The sequence below is a fragment of the Phormidesmis sp. 146-12 genome, assembly GCF_052939495.1.
Genome location: NZ_JBJPHS010000097.1, coordinates 1 through 22,633, shown reverse-complemented (window position 1 = coordinate 22,633; position 22,633 = coordinate 1). Strand labels below are relative to the sequence as shown.

12 protein-coding genes are annotated in these 22,633 nt (G+C 49.4%); 9 read left to right on the top strand and 3 right to left on the bottom strand.

Annotation, left to right across the window (positions count from 1 at the left end):
- The first annotated feature begins 307 nt into the window (after nucleotides 1-307).
- Nucleotides 308-454 carry a DUF454 family protein gene (locus ACKFKF_RS27635; protein WP_446870588.1) on the top strand — a complete coding sequence of 49 codons (147 nt, stop codon included), beginning with the start codon at nucleotides 308-310 and terminating at the stop codon, nucleotides 452-454.
- Between the two features lie 147 nt (nucleotides 455-601).
- Complete coding sequence (locus ACKFKF_RS27630) at nucleotides 602-1,702, top strand: Get3/ArsA fold putative tail anchor-mediating ATPase NosAFP (RefSeq protein ID WP_446870587.1); 1,101 nt, start codon at nucleotides 602-604, stop codon at nucleotides 1,700-1,702.
- A 207-nt stretch (nucleotides 1,703-1,909) separates the two neighbouring features.
- Here ACKFKF_RS27630 and ACKFKF_RS27625 read toward each other — a convergent pair whose 3' ends face one another.
- Complete coding sequence (locus ACKFKF_RS27625; protein WP_446870586.1) at nucleotides 1,910-4,309, bottom strand: hypothetical protein; 2,400 nt, start codon at nucleotides 4,307-4,309, stop codon at nucleotides 1,910-1,912.
- Between the two features lie 471 nt (nucleotides 4,310-4,780).
- Between ACKFKF_RS27625 and ACKFKF_RS27620 the strand changes: the two genes are divergently transcribed.
- From ACKFKF_RS27620 to ACKFKF_RS27605, 4 genes are all read left to right on the top strand, one after another.
- Entirely contained in the window at nucleotides 4,781-6,697 is a 1,917-nt protein-coding gene (locus ACKFKF_RS27620; protein WP_446870585.1) for a CHASE2 domain-containing protein, read from the top strand.
- A 34-nt stretch (nucleotides 6,698-6,731) separates the two neighbouring features.
- Nucleotides 6,732-7,511 carry a DUF928 domain-containing protein gene (locus ACKFKF_RS27615; RefSeq protein WP_446870584.1) on the top strand — a complete coding sequence of 260 codons (780 nt, stop codon included), beginning with the start codon at nucleotides 6,732-6,734 and terminating at the stop codon, nucleotides 7,509-7,511.
- Entirely contained in the window at nucleotides 7,508-11,893 is a 4,386-nt protein-coding gene (locus ACKFKF_RS27610; protein ID WP_446870583.1) for a CHAT domain-containing protein, read from the top strand. The genes ACKFKF_RS27615 and ACKFKF_RS27610 overlap by 4 nt, the downstream gene beginning before the upstream one ends.
- 323 nt (nucleotides 11,894-12,216) lie before the next feature.
- On the top strand, nucleotides 12,217-12,564 hold the full coding sequence (locus ACKFKF_RS27605) for a hypothetical protein (protein ID WP_446870582.1): 348 nt from the start codon (nucleotides 12,217-12,219) through the stop codon (nucleotides 12,562-12,564).
- Between the two features lie 788 nt (nucleotides 12,565-13,352).
- Here ACKFKF_RS27605 and ACKFKF_RS27600 read toward each other — a convergent pair.
- The gene (locus tag ACKFKF_RS27600) at nucleotides 13,353-15,578 is read right to left on the bottom strand and encodes a hypothetical protein (protein WP_446870581.1); all 2,226 of its coding nucleotides are present in this window, start codon (nucleotides 15,576-15,578) and stop codon (nucleotides 13,353-13,355) included.
- Between the two features lie 390 nt (nucleotides 15,579-15,968).
- Between ACKFKF_RS27600 and ACKFKF_RS27595 the strand changes: the two genes are divergently transcribed.
- Nucleotides 15,969-16,349 (top strand): hypothetical protein, encoded by a 381-nt coding sequence (locus ACKFKF_RS27595; RefSeq protein ID WP_446870580.1) that lies wholly within the window; start codon nucleotides 15,969-15,971, stop codon nucleotides 16,347-16,349.
- A 282-nt stretch (nucleotides 16,350-16,631) separates the two neighbouring features.
- Nucleotides 16,632-20,921: a PAS domain-containing protein gene (locus ACKFKF_RS27590; protein WP_446870579.1), complete on the top strand. Its 4,290-nt coding sequence runs from the start codon at nucleotides 16,632-16,634 to the stop codon at nucleotides 20,919-20,921.
- 56 nt (nucleotides 20,922-20,977) lie between these two features.
- Here ACKFKF_RS27590 and ACKFKF_RS27585 read toward each other — a convergent pair whose 3' ends face one another.
- Nucleotides 20,978-21,526 (bottom strand): thioredoxin family protein, encoded by a 549-nt coding sequence (locus ACKFKF_RS27585; RefSeq protein WP_446870578.1) that lies wholly within the window; start codon nucleotides 21,524-21,526, stop codon nucleotides 20,978-20,980.
- A 145-nt stretch (nucleotides 21,527-21,671) separates the two neighbouring features.
- Here ACKFKF_RS27585 and ACKFKF_RS27580 point away from each other — a divergent pair, with 145 nt between their 5' ends.
- Entirely contained in the window at nucleotides 21,672-22,559 is an 888-nt protein-coding gene (locus ACKFKF_RS27580; protein ID WP_446870577.1) for an alpha/beta fold hydrolase, read from the top strand.
- Nucleotides 22,560-22,633 lie beyond the last annotated feature (74 nt).

The window sequence follows — 22,633 nt, the reverse complement described above, 5'->3', positions numbered from 1 at the left end:
AATTTACTGTCCTCTCTTGCATTCCGGCTTCCTAGTTTTGTCAGTCAAGCAGGGGAGTTATCTATAGATAATTGATGGTTAGATATCACAAAGATAAAGGATTTACTAATCGTAACGATAGAGTCATGAGAATCGAATGCACGATCGCGATTAATCAGATTTAAGGCTAGAAAATTCAGTCGATTAATATAAGTGTAGTCAATACTGAGGTGAGAAAAAATGAATACGAGTTTTATTAAAAGGGTTATTCAAATAAATCAATTTCTGGTACGCTAAAGACACAGATTCTTTATCGGGTGACTGCAAAATGTTTAAGCAAATTAGAAACGCAGGACGCATTGCTGCTGGAGTTGCATTCTCAATCCTTGGCGTGATTGGGGTCATTCTTCCTCTGGTTCCTGGCATTCCTTTTTTGATCGCTGCGGCCGCTTGCTTTAGTTCTTTAGAACCCTAGTCTAGACGAATGCGGAGTGTTGCTAGTTAGGTCATGATGGCGACCCCTGTCTACCCGGTTCTCTAGGGGAGTTTTCTACCGACTCATTTAGCAACACTAAATTGACCTCATTCCGCCATGCTCCTATCCATAATTTAGGATTGCCACATGAGCAGAATTATCACCTTTTTGGGTCAGGCAGGCGTGGGGCACACTCCGATCGCGATCGCCACCGCCAAGTGGTTTGCTCAACGCCAACAGCGCGTTCTACTAGTCACGCACAGCCCCAATCCCGCTGCCGAACTGCTTCTCAACATGCCGCTCACAGCCCAGCCCCAGGTCATCGCGCCCAAACTAGAGGCAGTCCAACTACAAACCACCGTTTTATTAGAGCAGTCCTGGCAAGAACTCAAAGAACTGATTGCGTTGTATGTTCCGATTCCCTCGTTTTCTGAGGAAGTGTATCCTGGCGAGTTGATCATCTTACCGGGTTTTGACAGTGTGCTGGCGTTTAATGCGCTGCGGCAGTACTACATGAGTGGTGATTATGATGTGATTATTTACAACGGACGGGGCGACCTGGAAACGCTGCGACTGTTAGGAGTGCCCGATGTTTTGGGCTGGTACTTTAAGCGGTTTCGTCAGGTATTTGAGGCGATCGACTTGAGCAAAATTGCTGACTCGATCGGCGGCCCGATCGCCAGTGCCCTGATTACCGCCAACGTAGATAGAAAAAAACTGGAACGGGAAATGAATCGCATTCGGGAATGGATTACTCAAGGAGTCGCCGTGGTAAATGATCCTCAAAGGCTCACCGCTTATTTGATAACCACTGATGAACCGAGCGCGATCGCAGAAGCTCGTTGGCTTTGGGGAAGTGCTCAACAGGTCAATCTGAGAGTCAGCGGCGTTTTGGTGGCAAATTCTCAGAGCGAACTATTTGAACTAGAACACGCCTTTGCGCCTCTAAGCGTGAATGCTCTACCCAAGTTGCACTCAGAAGCGTGGGATGAAGTCATCAAGGCGCTTCCCGATTTTATGGCGACGGCTTCCATTCCAGAACCTGTAACCATTGATCTACAACAGCGGCAGGTGCAGGTATTTTTGCCAGGATTTACCAAAAAGCAGGTGAAGCTGACTCAATTTGGATCTGAGTTGACGATCGAAGCAGGCGACCAGCGACGCAACATCTTTTTACCCCCCGAATTTCGGGGTCAGCCCATCCAGTTGGGCAAGTTTGAAGCTCCCTATTTGGTGGTTACTTTTTAGCCTGAGTTCGATAATTTTTTGCTTTGATGTTTAGGACTTTTGCCTCCCAACCCCAACTCTGGGAGACTTCCAAACTTCCAGTCTCAACGATTCATATCTAGGTTCAGCAATGCCGGGGAGATCGAGCGATCGCATCTTCTCCCCAGGCAGTTACGGTCGATATCACATCCAACGCTTTCTAGTGTGCGGTCTGATTTTAACCGTGGACTAAAAAGTTCGATTGGCGATTGGGTGCGCTAATAGAAACTTTGCTTCTTGAGCACGATCGCTGGTGGGATATCGATCAATTAACTGTTTGAGATACGTCGATCGACCACTGAGAAAATAGCTGGAAAACAGCAGATCATCCGTATAAGCACTGTTGGGAAACTTCACCTGTAGTTCGGTAATGATGCCGTCAATTCGACTCTGGTAGACGCTTTCAATATTAGGGGACGCTTCGCCACTGTATTGATCAATGATTTTACCTCCCATTGGCACCCCTACTGGTGGATGAATTCGCAGCGTTTCGTCAGGGTTGTGATTTTCCCATTGCCATAAGAGTGTCATTGCCGTCATATACAGCGTTTTCTCTCGGATTGCAGGTGATGTTTTGGGATCGTTTAATAACTGTTGATAAAGTGCGATCGCGACTGCATTTTGACTCGCCGTTTGATAGGCGGTTCGTACGGTTGTTTCTCCCCGTTTGCCGAGATCACAGGCCCACCAATAGCGACAATCCCAGCGATCGTTGTCTTCAACGGGATAGCGCGTACTCGTGCTGTAAGTCATCGGTAAGTAATAGGTGCGGCCTTCGTCCCAGAGGGAAAGGTAGCCATTTTTCCAGCCGCCTGCTCCGCCCCAATTGGAGGCAATCTGGTAGCGTGACTCAACCGTGTTTTGTTTTTGCAAAGCGAGAAGATCTCTCCAGCGTTGTCGCTGCTCTGTTAACATCGTTTGCATTTCTTTCTGAATTTGATTCGCTTTCGTATCATCCCACCAAGCCCAGTTTGCGCTGTAATAACTGTCTAAAATGCGAGTTGGCATCGTTGTGAGATCTAATTGCTCTGACGTGTCTAATGCTTTTGCGTAATTGTGCGATCGGGCATACTTTACCGATAACGCATATTGCAGCAAAGGTGAAATTTCAGCCGTCTCTTTCTCATTCAACAACGTTTGAATCTGCTCGGCAGACAGGCCGACATCCAGCAGTGTTCGTACATGGGGATAGGCTAAATAACGAGCGTCATTGTCCCCGGTGGGCGTGGTCATCAGCTTAAGCCAGACGCGCATTGCACCCAAAATATCGCCCTGAGATTGTAGACTTCGAGCCAAAAAATCCATCGCGTCGTCAGCACCTGGATGGTCTGCGTAACGACTCAGCCAAGTTGTCCAGGCTTGTGTTTTTTGGGCGGCGGTTTTTTTGCGAATCTGAGCCAAAATTTGCGGACTGCGAGACTCACCCCCAAAGTACGATCGCCCCGTCAAATTCCCATACTCTTTACAAGCCTGAATGAATTTTGACTGCGGATATTTTTGAGCCATTCCCGCCAGAAGATAATAGGCGTGAGGGCCGCGATCGAGTTCGTCTTGCGTGAATCCGTAAAAAACGGTTTTAGTGAGCTGATGCAGTTCGCGTAAATTGCCATTGAGAATCTGTTGGAGCTGCGCTGAGGCTTGAGGATCACCGTGTCGATCTAATTCGGCAATTGCCCACATGCGATCGGAGTCTTGAGAAGTTGCGATCGCTTTTAGCAATCCTTTACCCAGCGCCGAGATTTTTCCAGCCTTTACCTCGCCCAATCGTTTGACTAGAATGTATTCTCTGGCATCTGTGGGAAGCTGACGGTAAGTTGCGATCGCCTGCTGAATTTGATTTGAAGTGGGCTGAGTGATTCGTTCAAACTTCGTCCATTGAGACAGATTCGGAATCGATTTTTCTCGCTCTGACAAATCGTAGGGGCTACGGTCGGCCAACACTGAGAGCAACGCTAAATTGAACTGATTGTAATAGCGAGGTGAATTGAGCGGTTCTAAGTTTGCTTTAGCGAGTTGAATCAGGTTTGCTCGAAATTGGGGATCATTTAAGCCAAATCGTTCTTGCCAAACCTTCTCGTCTTCACTTTCGTAGGAATTGGCCCCGTAGAGCGTCTCAGGCTTACTTCTGATTAGCTCAAAGCTGTAGCCCCCAGCGCGACGTTGAATCTGCTGCGTCAGCCACAGCGTTGTGTAGGGTTTGCCTAAGTTGATAATTCCAGCGATTCCATAGGCTTGACGAGTTTCATCGCCCGTATGACTGTAGTATTCCAACAATGGATAAGCTTTTTCACCGTAGCGTTGCCAAACTGGATTCTTGAGTTTTCCGTCGCCCCATTTTAGCGTGATCATATCTTCTCGAATCGCTTGTAAAATCGGTTGCCACTGCGGATCAAATCGTAATCGATCGCGAATCACTTCATCAATCTCAACTTGTGCGATCGCTTCCGGGGCCATTTTTTCTGCTTGCTGTGCGGCCACGTCTGGAGTCGGAATTTGCACTTCGCGCTGCGTCACTGATACGCCTTGAACATTCACCCCCAACGCCACCCACACGCCCAACACCAACAACTTTGTTCGCAGTCTGATCATGGTCTACTCATCCAAAGGTCTCTTTCTATGAAAGCATTCCCCTTCACGGCTTTCCAGAAACCTGTATCAAAGGTTATCATTAGCGATAAAAAATATCCTGGTAGCCACGTAGAGATATTCACTGTGACCTCATATCCTAAAAAGCTGCAAGACAGAATGTTGTTCAGTTACATCGGTTTTTATTCATCGCCAAGTTTGCTTTTAGTACAATTAGTTCAAACCACAACAGGCACAAAAACCTTAACCGTACAGTAAGTTTTTACGATACAAATCACAATCAATTGTGTAACGGCTTCGTCACTAATTTTTTATTAGTACTAAATTACACAGCATATTGAAGGAGCGCTATCGTTGCCAACGATCGGGTATCAATTTACGCTTGAGAGTAGCTCTGATTGCAAGGTGGGTTTGCTGACTCTTAAACCCCTCATTTGTCCAAGCTCCGAATCCTGTGCGTCTACCTAACCTCTTATGTTGCCCCGTATTTCCCCCCAGCGCGTCCGCAATCAGGCGATCAATTCTGCTTCAGATCCCACGTTGTCAGAAGTCACACCTGCTGTCTTCATTTCTTATTCGCGACGAGACAAGGCATTTGTTCAAAATTTGCACGCAGCGCTGAATCGATTAAATCAAAAATCCTGGGTCGATTGGCAAGGCATTCTCCCAACTGAAAAGTGGTGGAAAGCGATCGAAGCCGGAATCGAATCGGCTCACACGTTTGTTTTTGTGATTAGTCCAACCTCGATCGCGTCGGCGGTGTGTACTCAAGAAATTGAACACGCCATTCAACACAACAAGCGGCTGGTTCCTATTTTGTATCAGGAAGTTGATGCAGCCCTCGTTCATCCGGCGATGAGTTCTCACAATTGGGTTTTGATGCGCGACAGTGATGATTTTGAAACTGCTGTTGAGCGATTAGTGACTGCGATCGAGACCGACTTACCCTATGTTCGCAACCATACTCGGCTGTTGATGAAAGCCATTGAATGGCAGCGATCGCAGCGTGATCCCAGTTTTCTGTTGCGCGGCAGTGATTTAAATCAGTCAGAAGAATGGCTCAAACAAGGGCACACTCAAAGTCCCCGACCGACTGATCTACAAGTCGAATACATTACAACCAGCCGTAAGTCTCCTCATTTGCAACCTACGCCCCAGACAGTCGTTTTAACGAGCGTGATCGCCACCATTTTGCTAATGGGCATTCGGTTTTTAGGCATTTTAGAACCGTTAGAACTGAAAGCCTATGACCAATTCATGCAGCTTCGCCCCACTGAGCCGCCGGATTCTCGTTTGCTGGTGGTAGAAATGACCGATGATGACATTCAGGCACAACTCCAACGCAACGAATCAGGAAAAGGTACGCTGTCCGATCGCTCCCTAACTCGACTACTTGAAACGCTAGAACGCTATCAGCCTCGCTTGATTGGACTAGATATCTACCGAGATTTCAAAGCTGATCCCGTCTCTTTAGCAAAACAACTCAGGAGCGATCGTTTGATTGCCCTCTGTAAAGTTCCTGAAACGGATACTCAGCAGTCCGTTATCAATTCTGGAGTTGCGCCGCCGCCAGAGGTGTCTTCTCAGCGGGTGGGATTTGGCGATGTGGTGCTTGATCAAGATAACGGAGTCCGACGACATTTATTGACTCAGCAAGCGGTTCCGAATGCTTCTTGTGCTTCGACTCAAGCGTTCAGTCTGGTATTAGCTCGGCGTTATTTAGAATTGCAGTCTGGCGGTAAGATTGCGTATCGCGATCCATTGTTTTCTGAAGAAAATTTACAGTTGGGGCAGGTGGTCTTTCCTCGACTCGGCGCTTTTAGTAATGGTTATCAGGCGATCGACGCATCAGGCTATCAGATGTTACTCAACTATCGGGCCACGCCAGACGGAGCGAGAAATTTGGCTCAACGAGTCACTGTGGAAGACGTTCTCAAAGGCAAGCTCTCCGAAAAAAATGTGCGCGATCGCATTGTTCTGATTGGCGTAACGGCGACTTCTGGCGTAAACGACTACCACACGACTCCTTATCAAACCCTTCCAGGCGTAACAGTGCAGGCACAGATGGTAAGTCAGATTCTCAGTGCTGTATTGAATGGGCGTTCACTACTAACGGTTTGGGCCCCGTGGGGAGATGCACTTTGGATTTTGGTTTGGGGATTGGTTGGCGGCACGATCGTCTATTTTATTCGTGATCCAATCAGGCTAGTGTTGGCAGGAGGAGGTGCGATCGTGATTCTATTGGTGAGTTGTTGGGGATTTTTAGTTGTGGGTTCTGTGTGGGTGCCGCTGATTCCTCCAATGTTGTCGCTGGTATTAACAGGTGCAGGTGCAATGTATGTCACCATTCGACAATATCAGGTAAAGAACTATCGACCTATGCCTGCGTAAAGCATTTTTTCCTGAAACTCGTTGCGGGGTCATCATGATTTTGAACCAGGTATTATCTCGATCGCTTCTAGCATTCACGATCGCAGTCTCTGGATTTTATTCTCTCCCGGCTCAGGGGCAGTCTGTCAACTTTTTTAATCGAGTCAGAGCCATTTTTTCGCGTCCGTCTTCTGCTCCTGCCGCAGGTCGCCGTCGGGGAGCTGCCATTCGCAGTGGAACGTGTCAAGCGATGAATCCACCTCTCACAGCCCTGATTCCGCTTTATCAAACTGCGGGAAGTAGCTTTTTGGTGAGTACGACGACGGCTGAATATCCCACGCTCTGGTTTTATGTGCCCTATGCAATCACGCCCGATCGCCCCGCTGAGTTGAGGCGAGATGACCCCGATCCGACCGATCGCAACTACGTCCAACAGCAAATCGTTCTGCGACTGACCAATGCGCCTGCTGGGGTGATTGGCGTTCGTCTCCCGGCGACCGAAGCGCCCCTAAAAATCGATCAATCTTATCACTGGACTTTTGTCGTATTGTGCGATCGCCAAGATGCGTCTACAAATCAGTTTGTGTCAGGTGCGATCGTGCGCCTAACGGCTCAATCTAGTTTAATGCAGCAAATTCAGCAAACCGGGCAACAGTCGCGCCTCTATACCCAAGCCGGATTTTGGGAAGATGCGGTCACAACGCTTGCAGATCTCAAACGCCGCTCTTCTAATGATTCTCAACTGACAGCCGAATGGACAGCTTTGCTAAAGACTGTAGATTTAGAAGCGATCGCAACCAAACCTATCGTTCAATGCTGTGAAGGTGCAAAATGAGCGTCGTTCAGAAAATACTGGTTCTGTTAAGCGGTTGCTTTTTACTGGCTCCTTCGATGGTTTGCGCCCAGTCGATTACCCCTGCCGCCGACGGCACCGGAACGATCGTCACACCCAACGGGAATCAGCTAAACATCAGTGGAGGTCAGCTTTCTGGAGATGGGGCAAATCTGTTTCAGAGCTTCGATCGCTTTGGGTTAGATCAAGGACAGGTGGCTAATTTTCTATCTAGTCCTGCAATCCGTAATATTCTGGGTCGTGTAGTCGGTGGCGATGTTTCTGCGATTAACGGGTTGATTCAAGTTAGCGGTGGCAGTTCTAATCTGTTTCTAATCAATCCAGCGGGAATTATTTTTAATCCAACTGCTAGTTTGAATGTGCCTGCTGCATTCACAGCGACGACAGCGAATGGAATCGGATTTGCAAATGGAGGCTGGTTTAATTCGGTTGGGTCAAATGATTACGCAGCGTTGCTCGGAAGTCCCAATCAGTTTAGTTTTTTGACAGGAGGCACGATCGCGAATCTGGGTAATCTCGCCGTACAACCTGGACAAAGCCTGACCTTTCTCGGTGGCACTGTTCTCAATCTGGGAACGCTCACCGCTCCAGAAGGACAGATTACGATCGCTGCCGTCCCCCACTCTAATCTCGTTCGCCTCACCCAACAGGGCAGCTTACTAAGCTTAGAATTTCAGCCGATCGCGTCTGCGACCTTGCCTCAACTTTTGACGGGCGATCGGGTCATCAATGCCACCGGAGTCACGACCCATTCTGACGGCACGATTCAGCTAACGGGTTCAGGCTTGCGGATTCCAGCTAATTCGGGAACGGCGATCGCATCGGGAACGCTAAACGTCACAGGGCAAACAGGAGGAACGGTCAATGTGTTGGGCGATCGAGTGGCGCTCATTTCTGCTAACCTCGACGCTTCTGGGATCAAGGGTGGCGGGACTGTTCGGATTGGAGGCGACTATCAGGGCAAAGGGACGGTGCCTGCGTTAGAAACCTGGGTCGATCGCAACTCTATCATTCGAGCAGATGGCATGACTCAAGGCAACGGGGGAACCATCATCGCCTGGGCAAATCAGACCACCAATTTAGACGGTATTTTCACAGCGAGAGGCGGCTCGATTTCGGGTAACGGTGGCTTAATTGAAACCTCTGGCCGCCAAACTCTCAACCTCACCAGTACGCCCGATGCCAGCGCGGTGAATGGATTGGGTGGCACTTGGCTGATTGACCCCGTAAACATCACCATTACCGCTCCAATCGGAGGAATGCCACTCGGCCCAAATCAAATTGATGTCGCAAATATTAACACTGCCTTAAACGCAGGAACTTCTGTCGCGATTACAACGAATACTGCTGGAAATGATGCTGGAGATATTCTAGTAAACTCACCGATTAGCAAAACGGCTGGAACAGATGCAACCCTACGATTAGATGCCGTCAGAGACATTACGCTTAATAGCAGTATTACTTCAACGAGCAATCGACTGAGCTTAATTTTGAATGGCGACAGTAATGGTATCGGGGATGGCAGAATTGCAATTAGTCAACCGATCGCGACCGCAGGCGGCAATATTACAGTCAATGGTTCGAGCAATGGGGTGCCCTCGGCGATCGTAGTTTCTCAGCCCATCAATTCTGGCGGCGGCAACATCACCTTCACGGGTACGTCCACTGGGCTGGAAGCGCTTTCTACTATCAGAGTCTCAAACTTAATCTCATCTCAGGGCGGCAACATTACCTTCACAGCAACGAATTCAGATGGCACAGGAATCGCTAGTTTTGCTCCGATTAGCTCTGGGGGCGGTAACATTACCCTGGGTGCGTCGGCTGGGTTTCAAGGAGTTGGGGGTGTAGGAATCACAATCAGCAACTCAGTGACCTCGCAAGGTGGCAATATCACCCTCACAGGCACGAGCCAACAAGCAGAAGGCGTGATTAGCTTTGCCCCGATTAATTCGGGAGGCGGCACCATCACAGTCAACGGCACCACGAATGGAACAGATGGGAGTGGCATTAGCTTGTATAGTGCTGTCAATTCAGCAGGCGGAACAATCAATCTGACGGGCACAGGCAATTCTGGAATTGCAACCCTCTCAGATTCACGAGGGACTGGAACAATCACTTCAGAAGCAGGAAACATTAATCTGACCGCCGATCGCTTGTCGCCACTCTCACTCTCCGGCACAGGCAATCTTTTCATACAACCCCTCACCCCAACACTCAACATTCAGCTTGGCAACAATTCAGAAGCTCAATTTCTCTCCCAAAGCTTTCTGCAAGCCCTTGTTCCTGGATTTCGATCAGTGACGATCGGAGGAACTACAAGCAATGGTTCAATCACGTTTGCCAATAACCTTACCTTTACTTCACCTGTCACGATCAGAACACTGGGAGCAATTGATGGTCAAGGCTTCAACATTGTTGGAACTGGAAGCATCAACCTGCAAGCTAACTCTATTAATGCTGGCGATATCAATTCTAGTAGCACAGTTGGTAATGGAGGAGACATCGCACTCGTTGCTCGCGATCGCATCACCACAGGCAGTTTGAACGCTAGTTCTACGGTTGGAAATGGAGGTAACGTTCTCCTCGATCCAGCAGTGGATATTGTTGTGCAGTCGATCAATGCTCAAGGGGCAGCCATCGGCGGCAAGGTGGACATTATCACAGACAGCTTTTTCCGGGCGTTGGGAGCCTTTCGCGATCGCAATGGCATCGATTCTAGTATCTCGACGGCTGGAGGTCTTCGCGGCGGAGCTATTTCGATTCGGGCTAATCGTAGTTCACCAAACACTCCTTTTATGATTGGAGATGCTACAACGAATGGCACAGTGGGCGCTATTACAACGGGAAATGAGACTCAATTACCCTTGCGATCGGTGACAGGTTTATTCAGGTTAGGCGATCCTCCTGCTGACATTCAAATTGTGACTGCCGCAGTGTCTAATTCAATTGTGAATCCAGTCGTGAATCCGGTGGTGACTCCAATCGTAAATCCTAGTGCGAATCTGGTAGTGAATCCAATCGCGCCTAATTCAACGATTCAATCTAACATTTCCGGTGTGCCTGAGATTCAGCAACGGACTCCTGGTGTTACGGAGTTGCCCAATGCTGCTCCGCCGTCCCTTTTGATTGACTCCACTTTGGCTCCGCTAGAAGCTGCCATCACCAACGAATTCACCAACTACCTGACACTTCCCACGGCTCCCCCCACTGTTACGCTACCAGAAGCTCAAAACAACTTGCTGCAAGTTCAGTCAGAGACAGGAGTCAAACCAGCGCTACTTTACCTGACCTTTAGCCCAGAAACGCCAGGAGTAGACTTAGGTCAACCAGAGAGCGATCGACTAGAAATCCTGCTAGTTACTGCAACAAAACCACCCATTCGCAAACGCATTTCAGCCGCTACTCGATCGCTCGTTCTCAAAACCGCCCAACAATTTCGCAACGAGGTCTCTGATCCGAGTAAGACGCGCACTCGTAGTTACTTGACTTCAGCCCAACAGCTTTATCAATGGATGATTGCTCCGATTGAGTCTGAGCTTAAAGCTAATGGCATTCAAAATTTGGCGTTTATTGTAGATTCTGGATTGCGACTAATGCCGATCGCCGCCCTTCACGATGGTCAAAGTTTCATCATTGAGAACTACAGTGTTGGCATTATGCCTAGTCTTAGTTTGACAGACACTCGGTTTGTGCGCTTAAAAAATGCTGAAGTCCTTGCGGCAGGAGCCTCTGAGTTTCAAGATCAAAATCCTTTACCGTCTGTTGCGATCGAGCTATCAACTATCCAAAAACTGTGGTTTGGCGATACTTTGCTCAACGAAAGCTTCACGCTCAACAATCTCAAAGTCAAACGTGAACAACAACCATTTGGCATCATTCACTTATCGACTCATGGGGAATTTTTACCAGGGGCGATCGGCAACTCTTACATTCAACTCAGCGATACCAAACTGCGCCTCGATCAAATTAGACAACTCGGTTGGAACACACCCCCTGTCGAATTGTTAGTTCTCAGTGCTTGTCGAATGGCGGTCGGGAGCCGAGATGCCGAACTAGGATTTGCCGGATTTGCGGTGCAGGCAGGCGTAAAATCTGCGTTAGCAAGCTTGTGGAATGTTAGCGACGAAGGCACTTCTGGACTCATGGCAGAATTTTATCAACAATTGCAGCAAGCCCCAATCAAAGCCGAAGGACTGCGGAGAGCGCAAATCGCAATGCTTAAAGGAACAGTCCGGTTACAGTCGGGTGATTTAATCTGGTCAGGTGGACGATCGCCCCTGCCTACAGATCTCTCGATCGTCAGCGATCGGCTGTCTCACCCCTACTACTGGTCTGCCTTCACCCTGATCGGAAGTCCGTGGTAACCGAGCATTACAACTAAACTTTTGACCAACCATCACCACTAAACTTTTGTCAAACTACTTGACGCGCCGCCCAATCCCCGATATTCTCTCAACTTAAGGCTGTTTGATAAAATAGCCCCGAACACCCAAAATCTAGTTCGTCGCCGCCCAAGGCTGTTCACAGCAACCGAGGACGGCTAACCCACAAGACTGATCTTCCCAGTCAAGAGGGCTAATGGAGGATCTTACCACTCCATCGGTCGCTCTGACTTGCGCTGATTGTCGGGGCGACTAGTTTTTGGGCGTTCAAACAACCCTGAAACTCATTTTGGAGTTATTTGATCATGGAAAAAGCGTTTTTGAGCGCTGGCTTTCGGCTGTGCAATTTACTGTGGTCTATTCTCGAATCGATTGAAGACCGTCATCTAGCATTCGTCACCCCATTCACATCTCCTTCTCACGATGCGATTCCCACTCCACTACAAGATCTGTTGCCCAAAACGTTGATTCCTCAATCAAACGAGTTTGAAGCGCTGCGGGTTTTGGTGATTGGTTCCGTCGAGGGTGTCAATGAAACCGTGCAAAACCTCCACGCTCGACACTTTGCCCAGGCGACTGATTGGAGTCCCTTGTTACCTGCGCCGATTCCGGGAGCCGTGATGCGAGTGCTAGTTCGCCAGCGTCAAAAATAAGACGTTGCTGACTGATTGACTGATCCGCCTTCATTGCAGTGTTGTCGGTCAATCAGGGAGCATCCCAATTGTGTAAAATCTCGGATTGCCCTCCTCACGAAGTGGGGCGAGAGCTTTGCCAGCCCTGCCGTGTACGCACACGTCGATCGATCTGTTATTGCTGAGAGCCTTCGCCCCCTAAATCCCCCAAAAATGGGGGACTTTGAGCCGTCGTCCTGGCTTTGAACTTTGGAAATCTTTCCTTTGTCAAAGTCCCCCAGTCTGGGGGATTTAGGGGGCTGAAGCCGCCTGAAACGAAGCGACAACGACTTGTGTGTACACGGTAGGCCCTTCTTCTCCCTGGGGAGAAGGTGAGTCAGATCTCTTGTTTCCTCTCCTGGGGGAGAGGGTCAGGGTGAGGGCAGAAAGACTGTGCTACACAATTGGGATGCTCCCGTCAATCAGTCCTTGTCGGAGCGAGTTGTAGTTAGCCGCCTAATAGTCTTCCTGCAACAATCATAGATGCCCTCCGAAGGTTCTTGCGAAGCTAACATTGACGTAAATTCGATGAGAGTTTGTCGCTTCGTTGTTCACGGCTAGAGAAGAATTCTAGTTCAAAGTCCCTCACTTGTGGGGGATTTAGGGGGCATTTCTGGATCTGCGACCCCTTGCGGCTATCTCGAAGAGCGGGAAGCATTCGTCGAACTGACGTTAACATTAATCGACAGGTATTCACGCAGGAAGGCTCTTGCGAATCGCCGTCCAGAAGTTCGCTTGATGTCGAGATCGATCGAATTCACACTCAAAGATCACGCTCTTGCTGCACACTGAATTAGCTGTAGCGCTTGTTCACGATTGTTCTTGTCCTGTAGTGTGTTAGCCACTTTTTGCGCCTGGACAGGTTGCTTTAGTCGGGCATACTCTACAGCGATCGCTTCCAACAAACTCCCGCGATCGTCGGTCATGTCGATGATTGTTCCACCTTCTGCCCCCAGGCGATCAACTTGTGACTCATCCCCTGGAATCGTTTGCGCTACCTTAAAAGCCTGATCCAAAATTGGCAGTGCTTGATCAGATTGACGAAGTTCAACATAGCGCTGTGCGATCGCAAGGAGTAGCTGAGTTTTGCGCCTTTCTGGTGTAAGTTGATCAACAATCGGAATGGCTAGATCAAAGCGATTTTGGTTGAGCAATAGAGTTGCAGCAGACTGTAGGCGATATTCTCGACCATCGGGATTTTGAGTGCCCTGAGCGAGTTGGAGTGCCCCGATCGCCTGCTTTGCATTCAAAAACAATGTAAACGGATTGTCAATGCGTCCCCCTATGCCTGTATCACCTGCGCTGGCATTGAGTTGAACGACTTGCTCAAGCAGTTGGCGCGATGTCTCAGTTTCTCCCATTTGAGCATACGTCAGCGCGATCGCTCCCACACCAATGTATTTGAGGTCGATCGGTTCAGAGACATCGCCGCCTTCTCGTTTAATTCGTTCACTAGCAGCTTTTGCGAGAGGCTCAATTTGTTGTTGAGTTTGCTGAAGGAGGGTTTTTGCCCAGGCGGTTTGTCCAGACTGATGAGCAATGAGCGCGATCGTAGCGCGCAACTTAACCCGCAACAAAGAACGATTGGCGATCGGCAACTGCTCGACCCAGTTCAAGGCTTGGGTGTGTTGTCCGCTTTGAGCATAGGCTTCGACAATTTTTTGGATCTGTTCATCTTGTAGACCATAGTCGATCGTAGAAATGCGCGCCCATTCTCGTAAGATCCAATCAAACAACTGAGCTTCTGTGGCAGTTCTGATGAGATCGGCTAGTTCTGCTCTTTGCCAATCATCTTTCTTATTTTGAATCTGGCTCAACTGTTGGCTCAGAAGTTGCGTGGCTCGATCGGGCCGTTTTGCCTGAATATCAGCCGCCATGATTGCTTTAAAGGCTTCTGGCTGAAAGAAGGTCAAATCGGTTTGTGCAAGCTGTTTGGCCTCGTCGCGTCGCCCGACTGTGAGATAGTCTGTCACCAATTCTCGTATGACCAGTTCTCGCAGCGATGCCTCACCCTTAGCCGTGAGAGATTTGGCGACTTGCAGTGCTTGCCGAAACCGCTGCGTGGCTTTGTCTGGTTGCTTTGTGCCATAACCAACTGCAAGCTGTCCGAGTGCCATTGTTTTCTGAGCCGGGTTCGTAATGGTGGCAATCAGTTGTTCTGCATTGTTGAGTTGTTGGGCGTTGCTGTAGGCATTGGCAATTTCGCGCAGTGCGATCGCTTGACTTTCTGAGTTTTTGGGCAAGGTTGCAGCAACATCTTTTGCTTTGGCGTAGTTTCCTGACTGAGCATAGATCGCAGCTAACTGTTGCAAAAGTTCTAGTCGAGTGGACTGTGCAGCAGGTATTTGTTGAATTGTTTTTTCTACTTGCTCAAGAATGGACTGTGCCGCTTGAGGTTGAGAGAGCATTACAGATCCCTCCGCAACGTCGAGTAAGCCCTTTGCCTTGAAGGTTGCTCCTTGAATAAATGGGGCGGCTTCACGGGCTTGATTGAGGGCACTGATGGCGGTTTGGGGCTGACCTAGCGTGGTGTAGTGACGAGCGATCGCTGCCAGTGCGCGAGTTTTGATCAAACTATGAGTCGGAAAGAGTCGTTGAGTAATTTGGAATAGCTGATCTAAGGTCGATCGCAGTTGCGTTGATTGTGAGTTGTCCGCTAGTTTGATCAATCGCTCAAATCGAGGAGTCGAGCTGCTACCATCATTCAAAAGCCATTGCGAAACTAGATCGGGGTGAATCAACGTTGGCTCGACTTGCAGCGCGATCGACAAGGCTTCTTGTAGTTTCTCAAAAGTTATTTTGCTATCTCTACTATCTAATGCGGTGCGGGCCTGCTCTGATGGTGTCAATATTCGACTTTCTACCGATTGATCGGGAGCGCAAACCAAAGGAGGAACCGACTGAGCAACCCCGCGATCGCTCATCAAAGTAGCATTCTGAACACCAACCAAGACAAATAAAGTAAGTAGACAGTTAAACCGCAATAAATAAGGCATATCAGAGCTAAAGTATGGCTATCTATCAGTAGTAGATACGACATTAAGAGTTTCCGTTCCCGACTGTTAATGAATGGTTTGGACAAAATCATCGATCCGTAGGGTGTGTTAAGCCATGCAAAACGCACCACTAACCCAACCCACCCCCACGAAACGTAAATACTTCGATTATGGAGAAATTAACGAAATCTATTGCTTGATTAATTTGTAAATAAAAGATGCAGCAGTCTGCCTAAAGAGGTATTCTCATCCTACGGGGATGCATTCTATCCTTTGGGGAGAAAATGAATAGTCGTGATTCAATGAACGATCGTGAACTGAAACTCACGCAGTCCCCTTTGTCAAAACTAACTGACAATCGAGCCATGTCCCTTTTAGGAGCTTGAGCGCATGAATAAAATCAGCACCAACAAGATCAAATCAGCGACTCCATTTCTCCTTTGGTTTCGTCGCTATCTGCCACAAGCACTACAAGCGCGAGTGCGCCCCTACCTTGACCAACCCTACCAACTGGCGCTCAACATTCTCGATTGTTGTAATCCGACTCAGCCAATCGCTGTCGGAAATATTGCTCAAGATGCCAGCGTGACGAGAGAAACGGCGAGACAAGTCTTATTGGCGCTCAAAGAGGGCGGAATGCTGTTTGCGGTGAGTCCGACTAAGGGCTGGCAACCTCTAGAGATAGAGTCATTGTCCTCTGAAGCGATCGCAGGTCTTGAGTCCGATCGCCTTGAACTTGCTTTGTGGGTCGATCATGTACACCACGTCTAAAAACACTCAAATCTCATTTACATTTCATTAGACTTCCTGCGCGAATCCGGAAACGCCCCCTAAATCCCCCACAAGTGAGGGACTTTGAGCCAAGACTTGCGGTTTCAAAGTCCCCCAGAATGGGGGATTTAGGGGGCACAAGCCGACCCAAACGGAGCAAGACCTAAGAGCAGGTGACATCAAAATTCTATTCATGCAGGAGGTGTATTGACTTAAGCATCTACTCAAAACCACATCTACTCAAAATCACACCAACCTAGCCCCACTGCTCATCAGGTTTTTATGACTCTGCCAGTTCATACCCTCTTGCTTGTTGATGACGTTGCCCCAGACCGAGCGCAATATCGGCGCTGTCTGCTCGCAGATTCAAGCTGCGTCTATCGCTTTTTGGAAGCAGAGAACGCGATCGCAGGCTTAGAACTCTGCCGAACCCAGGCGATCGATGCCATTTTGCTCGATTATTCGCTGCCCGATCAGAGTGGGTTGGCGTTTTTGGAGGCGCTCAATGCTCAAAGTAGCAATCATCCCCCCGTCGTCATGGTGTCAGGAGAAGGTGACGAAAGCCTCGCAGTCAGAGCGATAAAACTGGGCGCAGAAGATTATTTGACCAAACGCCGCCTCACCCCCGAACTGTTGCAGCTAACGATCCGCAGCGCGATCGAAAACGCTGGATTAAAACATCAACTTCAACAAAGCCAAGATCGCTTTCGGGTGTCGATCGAGAATATGCTGGACTGCTTTGGCATCTACTCATCGGTTCGAGACGAGTCGGGACAGATTGTTGATTTTCGGATTGATTACTTAAATACAGCCGCCCTAGAGAGCAATCGAATGACGATCGCTGACATCGGTAGAGAGTTGTGTGAAGCCTTTCCTTCTCATCGTGACGTGGGGCTGTTTGAGGCATATTGCCGAGTCGTCGAGACCGGAGACCCCCTGATTCGAGAGGACTTGATCTACTCCGACCTGTTTGGAGCACAGCTTTTGACAAGAGCCTATGATCTGCACGTTAGCAAATTAGGAGATGGCTTTGTAGCTTCTTGGCGAGATGTCACGGAACGCAAACAAGCCGAATTAGCACTGCGGGAAACCAACCAACGGATCACAACCATCTGGGAAAGTATGACCGATGCGTATGTGACCCTCGATCGCGGCTGGCGAATTACCTATGCAAATCGAGCCGCCGCGCAAGTAATTTTGCAACTGGCGGGTCTAGAACCGGAAGCATTTCTGGGCAAATCGCATTGGGAAGTTTTTCCTTCGCTAGTGGGTCAAGCAATTGAGCAGGAATATCAACGAGCAGTCAGTGAGCAGGTTGCCGTGACGCTTGAAGTTTGTTATGAGTCAACTAGCAACTGGTTTGAAGTTCATGCTTATCCTCACACAGACGGCTTAGGAGTTTACTTTCGGGATATTACCGATCGCAAGGCTTCAGAGATAGAAATTCAACGGCTCAACCGAGAACTCAACCGACGAGTTGATGAACTGCAAACGATTCTGGATGCGGTTCCGGTGGGCATTACGATCGCAGACGACCCAACCTGTAAAGTGATTCGCGCCAATCAGTTTGCTCAATCGATGCTCTCGGTGCCCTCGGATGCCAACGTCTCTGCCAGTGGAGAACAAGCCGAAACGCTGCCCTTTAGACAACTCCGCAATCGTGAAGAAATTCCCCCCCAAGACTTGCCGATGCAGCAGGCAACCGCTCAAGGAAAAGCCGTGCAAGATGTTGAGATTCAACTAGTGCGATCGGACGGAGCAACCTTTGACTGGTGGGTGAATGCGGTGCCTTTGTTTGATGAACAGGGAGCCGTGCGCGGATGTGTGGCAGCCTTTATGGATATCACAGACGCAAAACGTCGAGAATCGGAACGGCAACAGTCAGAAGATCACCTACGGCAACAAGAAACACAACTGCGGCTATTTGTGAAACACGCCCCTGCTGGGGTGGCCATGTTCGATCGCGAGATGCATTACATCGTGGTCAGCGATCGTTGGCTTACGAGCTATGGATTAACAGGTCAAGATCTGATCGGACGATCGCACTACGAGGTTTTTCCTGAATTGCCCGATCGCTGGAAAGCCATTCATCAGCGCTGTCTCGCGGGAGCGGTCGAAACCTGTGAAGAAGATGCGTTTCCTCGTGCGGATGGATCAGTAGACTGGGTGCGCTGGGAAATTCACCCGTGGCGGACAGATACCAATGAAATTGGCGGCATTATTATCTTCTCAGAAGTGATCACCGATCGCAAACAAGCCGAACTCGCCCTACAAGCCGCAAATCAACGGATCAGTAGCATTTTAGAAAGCATTACGGATGCCTTCATCGCCCTGGATTCTGACTGGTGCTACACCTATGTCAATCACGCCGCCGAGCAATTTTTAGGACGACCAAGAGCCGATCTGCTGGGGCGATCGATTTGGGAGCTATTTCCCGCCGAGGTAGAAACTAATTCGCCGACTTATCGAGAGCTTCATCGTGCGTTTGCGGAGCAGATTCCGGTCAAATTCGACGGGTTTGCGCCCTCATTGGGTCTGCACATCGAAGTCAGCGCCTATCCTTCACCCGAAGGCGTTGCTGTCTATTGGAGCGACATCAGCGAAAGGGTACAGCTTGAAGCCGAACGCAGGCAAGCCGAAGCCGCGCTGCAAGAACAAACTAACCTGCTACAACTGATCATTGAAAGCATCGGAGACGGCTTGATTTTGGCCAATCCCCGCGGCGAGTTTGTGTTGTTTAACCAGGCAGCCGAACGGATTTTTGGGCGACTCACCAATGAGCGATCGTCTGATGAATGGTCACGCACCTACGGACTCTTTTTACCCGATCAACAAACCCTTTTTCCCGATCGACAGCTTCCCTTATATCGGGCGATGCAAGGAGAACATGCCACAGATGTCGAAGTGTTTGTCCGTCGTGATCCCGCTTTAGAAGGACGCTGGATTAGTATCAGTGGGTTTCCGGTAGTAGACGCAAATCAAAACATCACAGGCGGGGTGATTACCTGTCGAGATGTCACCGATCGCAAACAAGTAGAAGCCGCACTAAGAGAAAGTGAACAACGCCTGCAAGCCCTGATTGACAACTCTAATGCTGCCATTTTTATCAAAGATTTGCAGGGGCGTTACTTGCTGATAAATCACGAGTGTGAGCGACTGTTTCACGTCACTAACGAGTGGGCCTGCGGCAAAACTGACTATGACCTGTTTTCTCAAGAAGTTGCAGATGCGTTGCGGCTCAATGATCAACAAGTTCTAGAGTCGGGGACGGCTTTGACTTTAGAAGAAAAAGTTCCGCTAGACGATGGCATTCATACCTACGTAGCTGTCAAGTTTCCGCTGTTGGATCAAGCAGGCGTGACCTATGCTATCTGCGGAATTTCTACCGATATTAGCGATCGCATTCGGATCGAAGCAGACCGCGATCGCTTGCTCACCGAGGCCCAAACCGCCCGCGAAGAAGCCGAAGCCGCCAACCGCAGTAAAGATGAATTTGTCGCGATTATCGCTCACGAACTGCGATCGCCCCTCAACTCGATTATGGGCTGGGCCAACCTGTTGCAAACTCGCACCTTTGATCCCGCAACCACCACAAAGGCTCTGGAAACCATCTCGCGCAACACCCAAACGCAGATCCGCCTGATCGAAGATTTGCTCGACATCTCCCGCATGGTCAGGGGCACATTGCAGATCAATTTGGCTCCTGTAGATCTCGCCGAAGTCATGGAAGCCGCGATCGATATTGTGCGTCCGTCAGCCGCCGCCAAAGCGATCGAGCTAAAACTCCAAAAGGTGCCCACGGCTCAAGTCTCTGGTGACGCAAATCGGCTTCAGCAAATCATCGTCAACCTGTTAACTAACGCGATCAAATTTACGCCCCACGCGGGACGAGTCACCGTTGGCTTAGAGCAAGTTGAGTCTCGCGTACAGATTCGCATTCACGACACCGGAAAGGGGATTGCGCCTGAGTTTTTGCCGTTGATCTTTGAGCGATTTCAGCAGGGTCAGCAAAATGCAGGGTCAAAAGATGGATTGGGGCTGGGATTGGCGATCGTCAAACACCTGGTCGATCTCCATTCAGGCACTATCACCGTAGAAAGTCCCGGTATCGGACAGGGATCGACGTTTACGGTACAGCTTCCAAAGCTTGAAGACTCAGCGCAGAAATCGCCAAACGATCGACCTGCTGACACTTCATTGGCGGGGGTTCGCATTCTCATCGTCGATGATGAGCCAGACATGCTGGATTTAATTACTTTTGTTTTAGAAGAGTCTGGAGCCGAAGTACAGTCTGCAACATCGGGGGTTTCAGCGCTGGAGTGCTTGTCTAAATTCAGACCCGACATTTTGGTGAGCGACATTGCGATGCCAGGGGGCAATGGCTACGAGTTAGTGCAGCAGATGAGAACCCGACCAGAGGGACAAATTCCGGCGATCGCGCTCACTGCCTACGCAAGCATCACTTATGAGGAACGATCGCTGCAAGCCGGGTTTCAACAACATCTCACCAAGCCTGTCGAGCCAGAAGACTTAGTTAATGCCATTATCAATTTAGTTAGAGGCATTAAATAAAAATGGCGAGGATCGGCTTCTCCAGCATTAGCAGACGTTGCATGAAGATCCTTCACCTACCGCCCGCGCCATTTCACCGAACACCCGATCGGCTCCGTCGATGTGGGAACGATCGCTTCGCCGTTCAAGATTTTGGTGATCGCGGCTCTCAAATATTCCTGCTGGACGGATTGGGCTGATTCGGGACGGTCATCGATCGCGCCGTTGTAGCAGAGAACGCCCTGCTGATTGAGCAAAAACACATGAGGCGTTTTGGTTGCGCCAAAGGTGTGAGCCACTTCTTGAGTCACATCGCGCAGATAAGGAAAATTGATCTCCTGGTCTCTGACAAAAGTTTTCATCTTGTCAAAGCTGTCTTCAGGATATTGATCCGCGTCGTTGGGATTGATGCCAACGATCGTAAAGCCCTGCGCCCGATAGTCCTGTTGAATCTGTTTGAGACGATCGAGATACATCTTTACATAAGGACAGTGATTGCACATAAAGACGACCGCAACCGCCCGATAGTCTTCTAGATAGCGAGCGAGATGATGAACCGTCCCATCTGTTCCAGGAATCTCAAAGTCTGGGGCATAGCTGCCAATCTGAGTGCCGATCGTGTCCATAGTGCTATTCAGGAATTGGGATTCTAGCTTATTAGTGTATCGGCAAGTTCGATCGCTGGAAACCGCAAAATGTTAAGAATCTGTTTCAACACAAAACTTCATAATTCTGTAATCTTAAAGATAGGTTCACTTATCGGTTGCTGTTATGCTGACTTCGCCCCCTGCCACAGATTACAAAACCTGGACGTGGAAAGGATTCCAGATTGCCTATCAAACCCAGGGGACAGAAGGGCCAGCCGTTGTGTTGATTCATGGATTTGGGGCATCGTTCTATCACTGGCGCAAAAATATTCCCGAATTAGCCAAAACTTGTCGCGTCTATGCGATCGATTTAATCGGATTTGGGCGATCAGCGAAACCCATTCCGATCGAGCAAGTCGAGTACACGTTTGAAACCTGGTCGGATCAGATTGCCGATTTTTGTCGCGAAGTGGTGGGCGAATCGGCGTTTTTGATTGGCAACTCGATCGGCTGTATTGTGGTGATGCAGGCGGCGGTTGATCATCCCGATATCGCGCGAGGGTTGGCGTTGATCAATTGTTCTCTACGGCTATTGCACGATCGCAAACGAGTCGGACAGCCCTGGATCAAGCGAGTAGGGGCACCTGTGTTGCAGAAAATTCTTAAGCAAAAGTGGGTCGGAGATTTATTTTTCAACCAGTTGGCTCAACCCAAAACCGTTCGTCAGATTTTGCTCAAGGCCTATGCGCGATCGGAAGCCGTCACCGATGAGCTAATCGACCTCTTGATGGGCGCAGCCAAAGACGAGGGAGCCGCCGCCGTTTTTGTCGCATTCACGGGCTATTCTCAGGGGCCGTTGCCCGAAGATTTATTCCCAAAACTGCCCTGTCCGACCATCATTCTCTGGGGAGAAAAAGATCCTTGGGAGCCGATCGCTTTGGGCAAAGAATTCGCAAACTATCCGCAGGTCGAGCAATTCATTCCGCTACCTGGAGTCGGTCACTGTCCGCAAGACGAAGCCCCCGAACTGGTCAACCCCATCTTGCAAGACTGGATCGCCAAGCAAACCTGATCTCAAGCTTGATTTAACGCAGTTCGATGAACGCTTCGCTTCGCTTTTAGATCCAGGAACGCCCCCTAAATCCC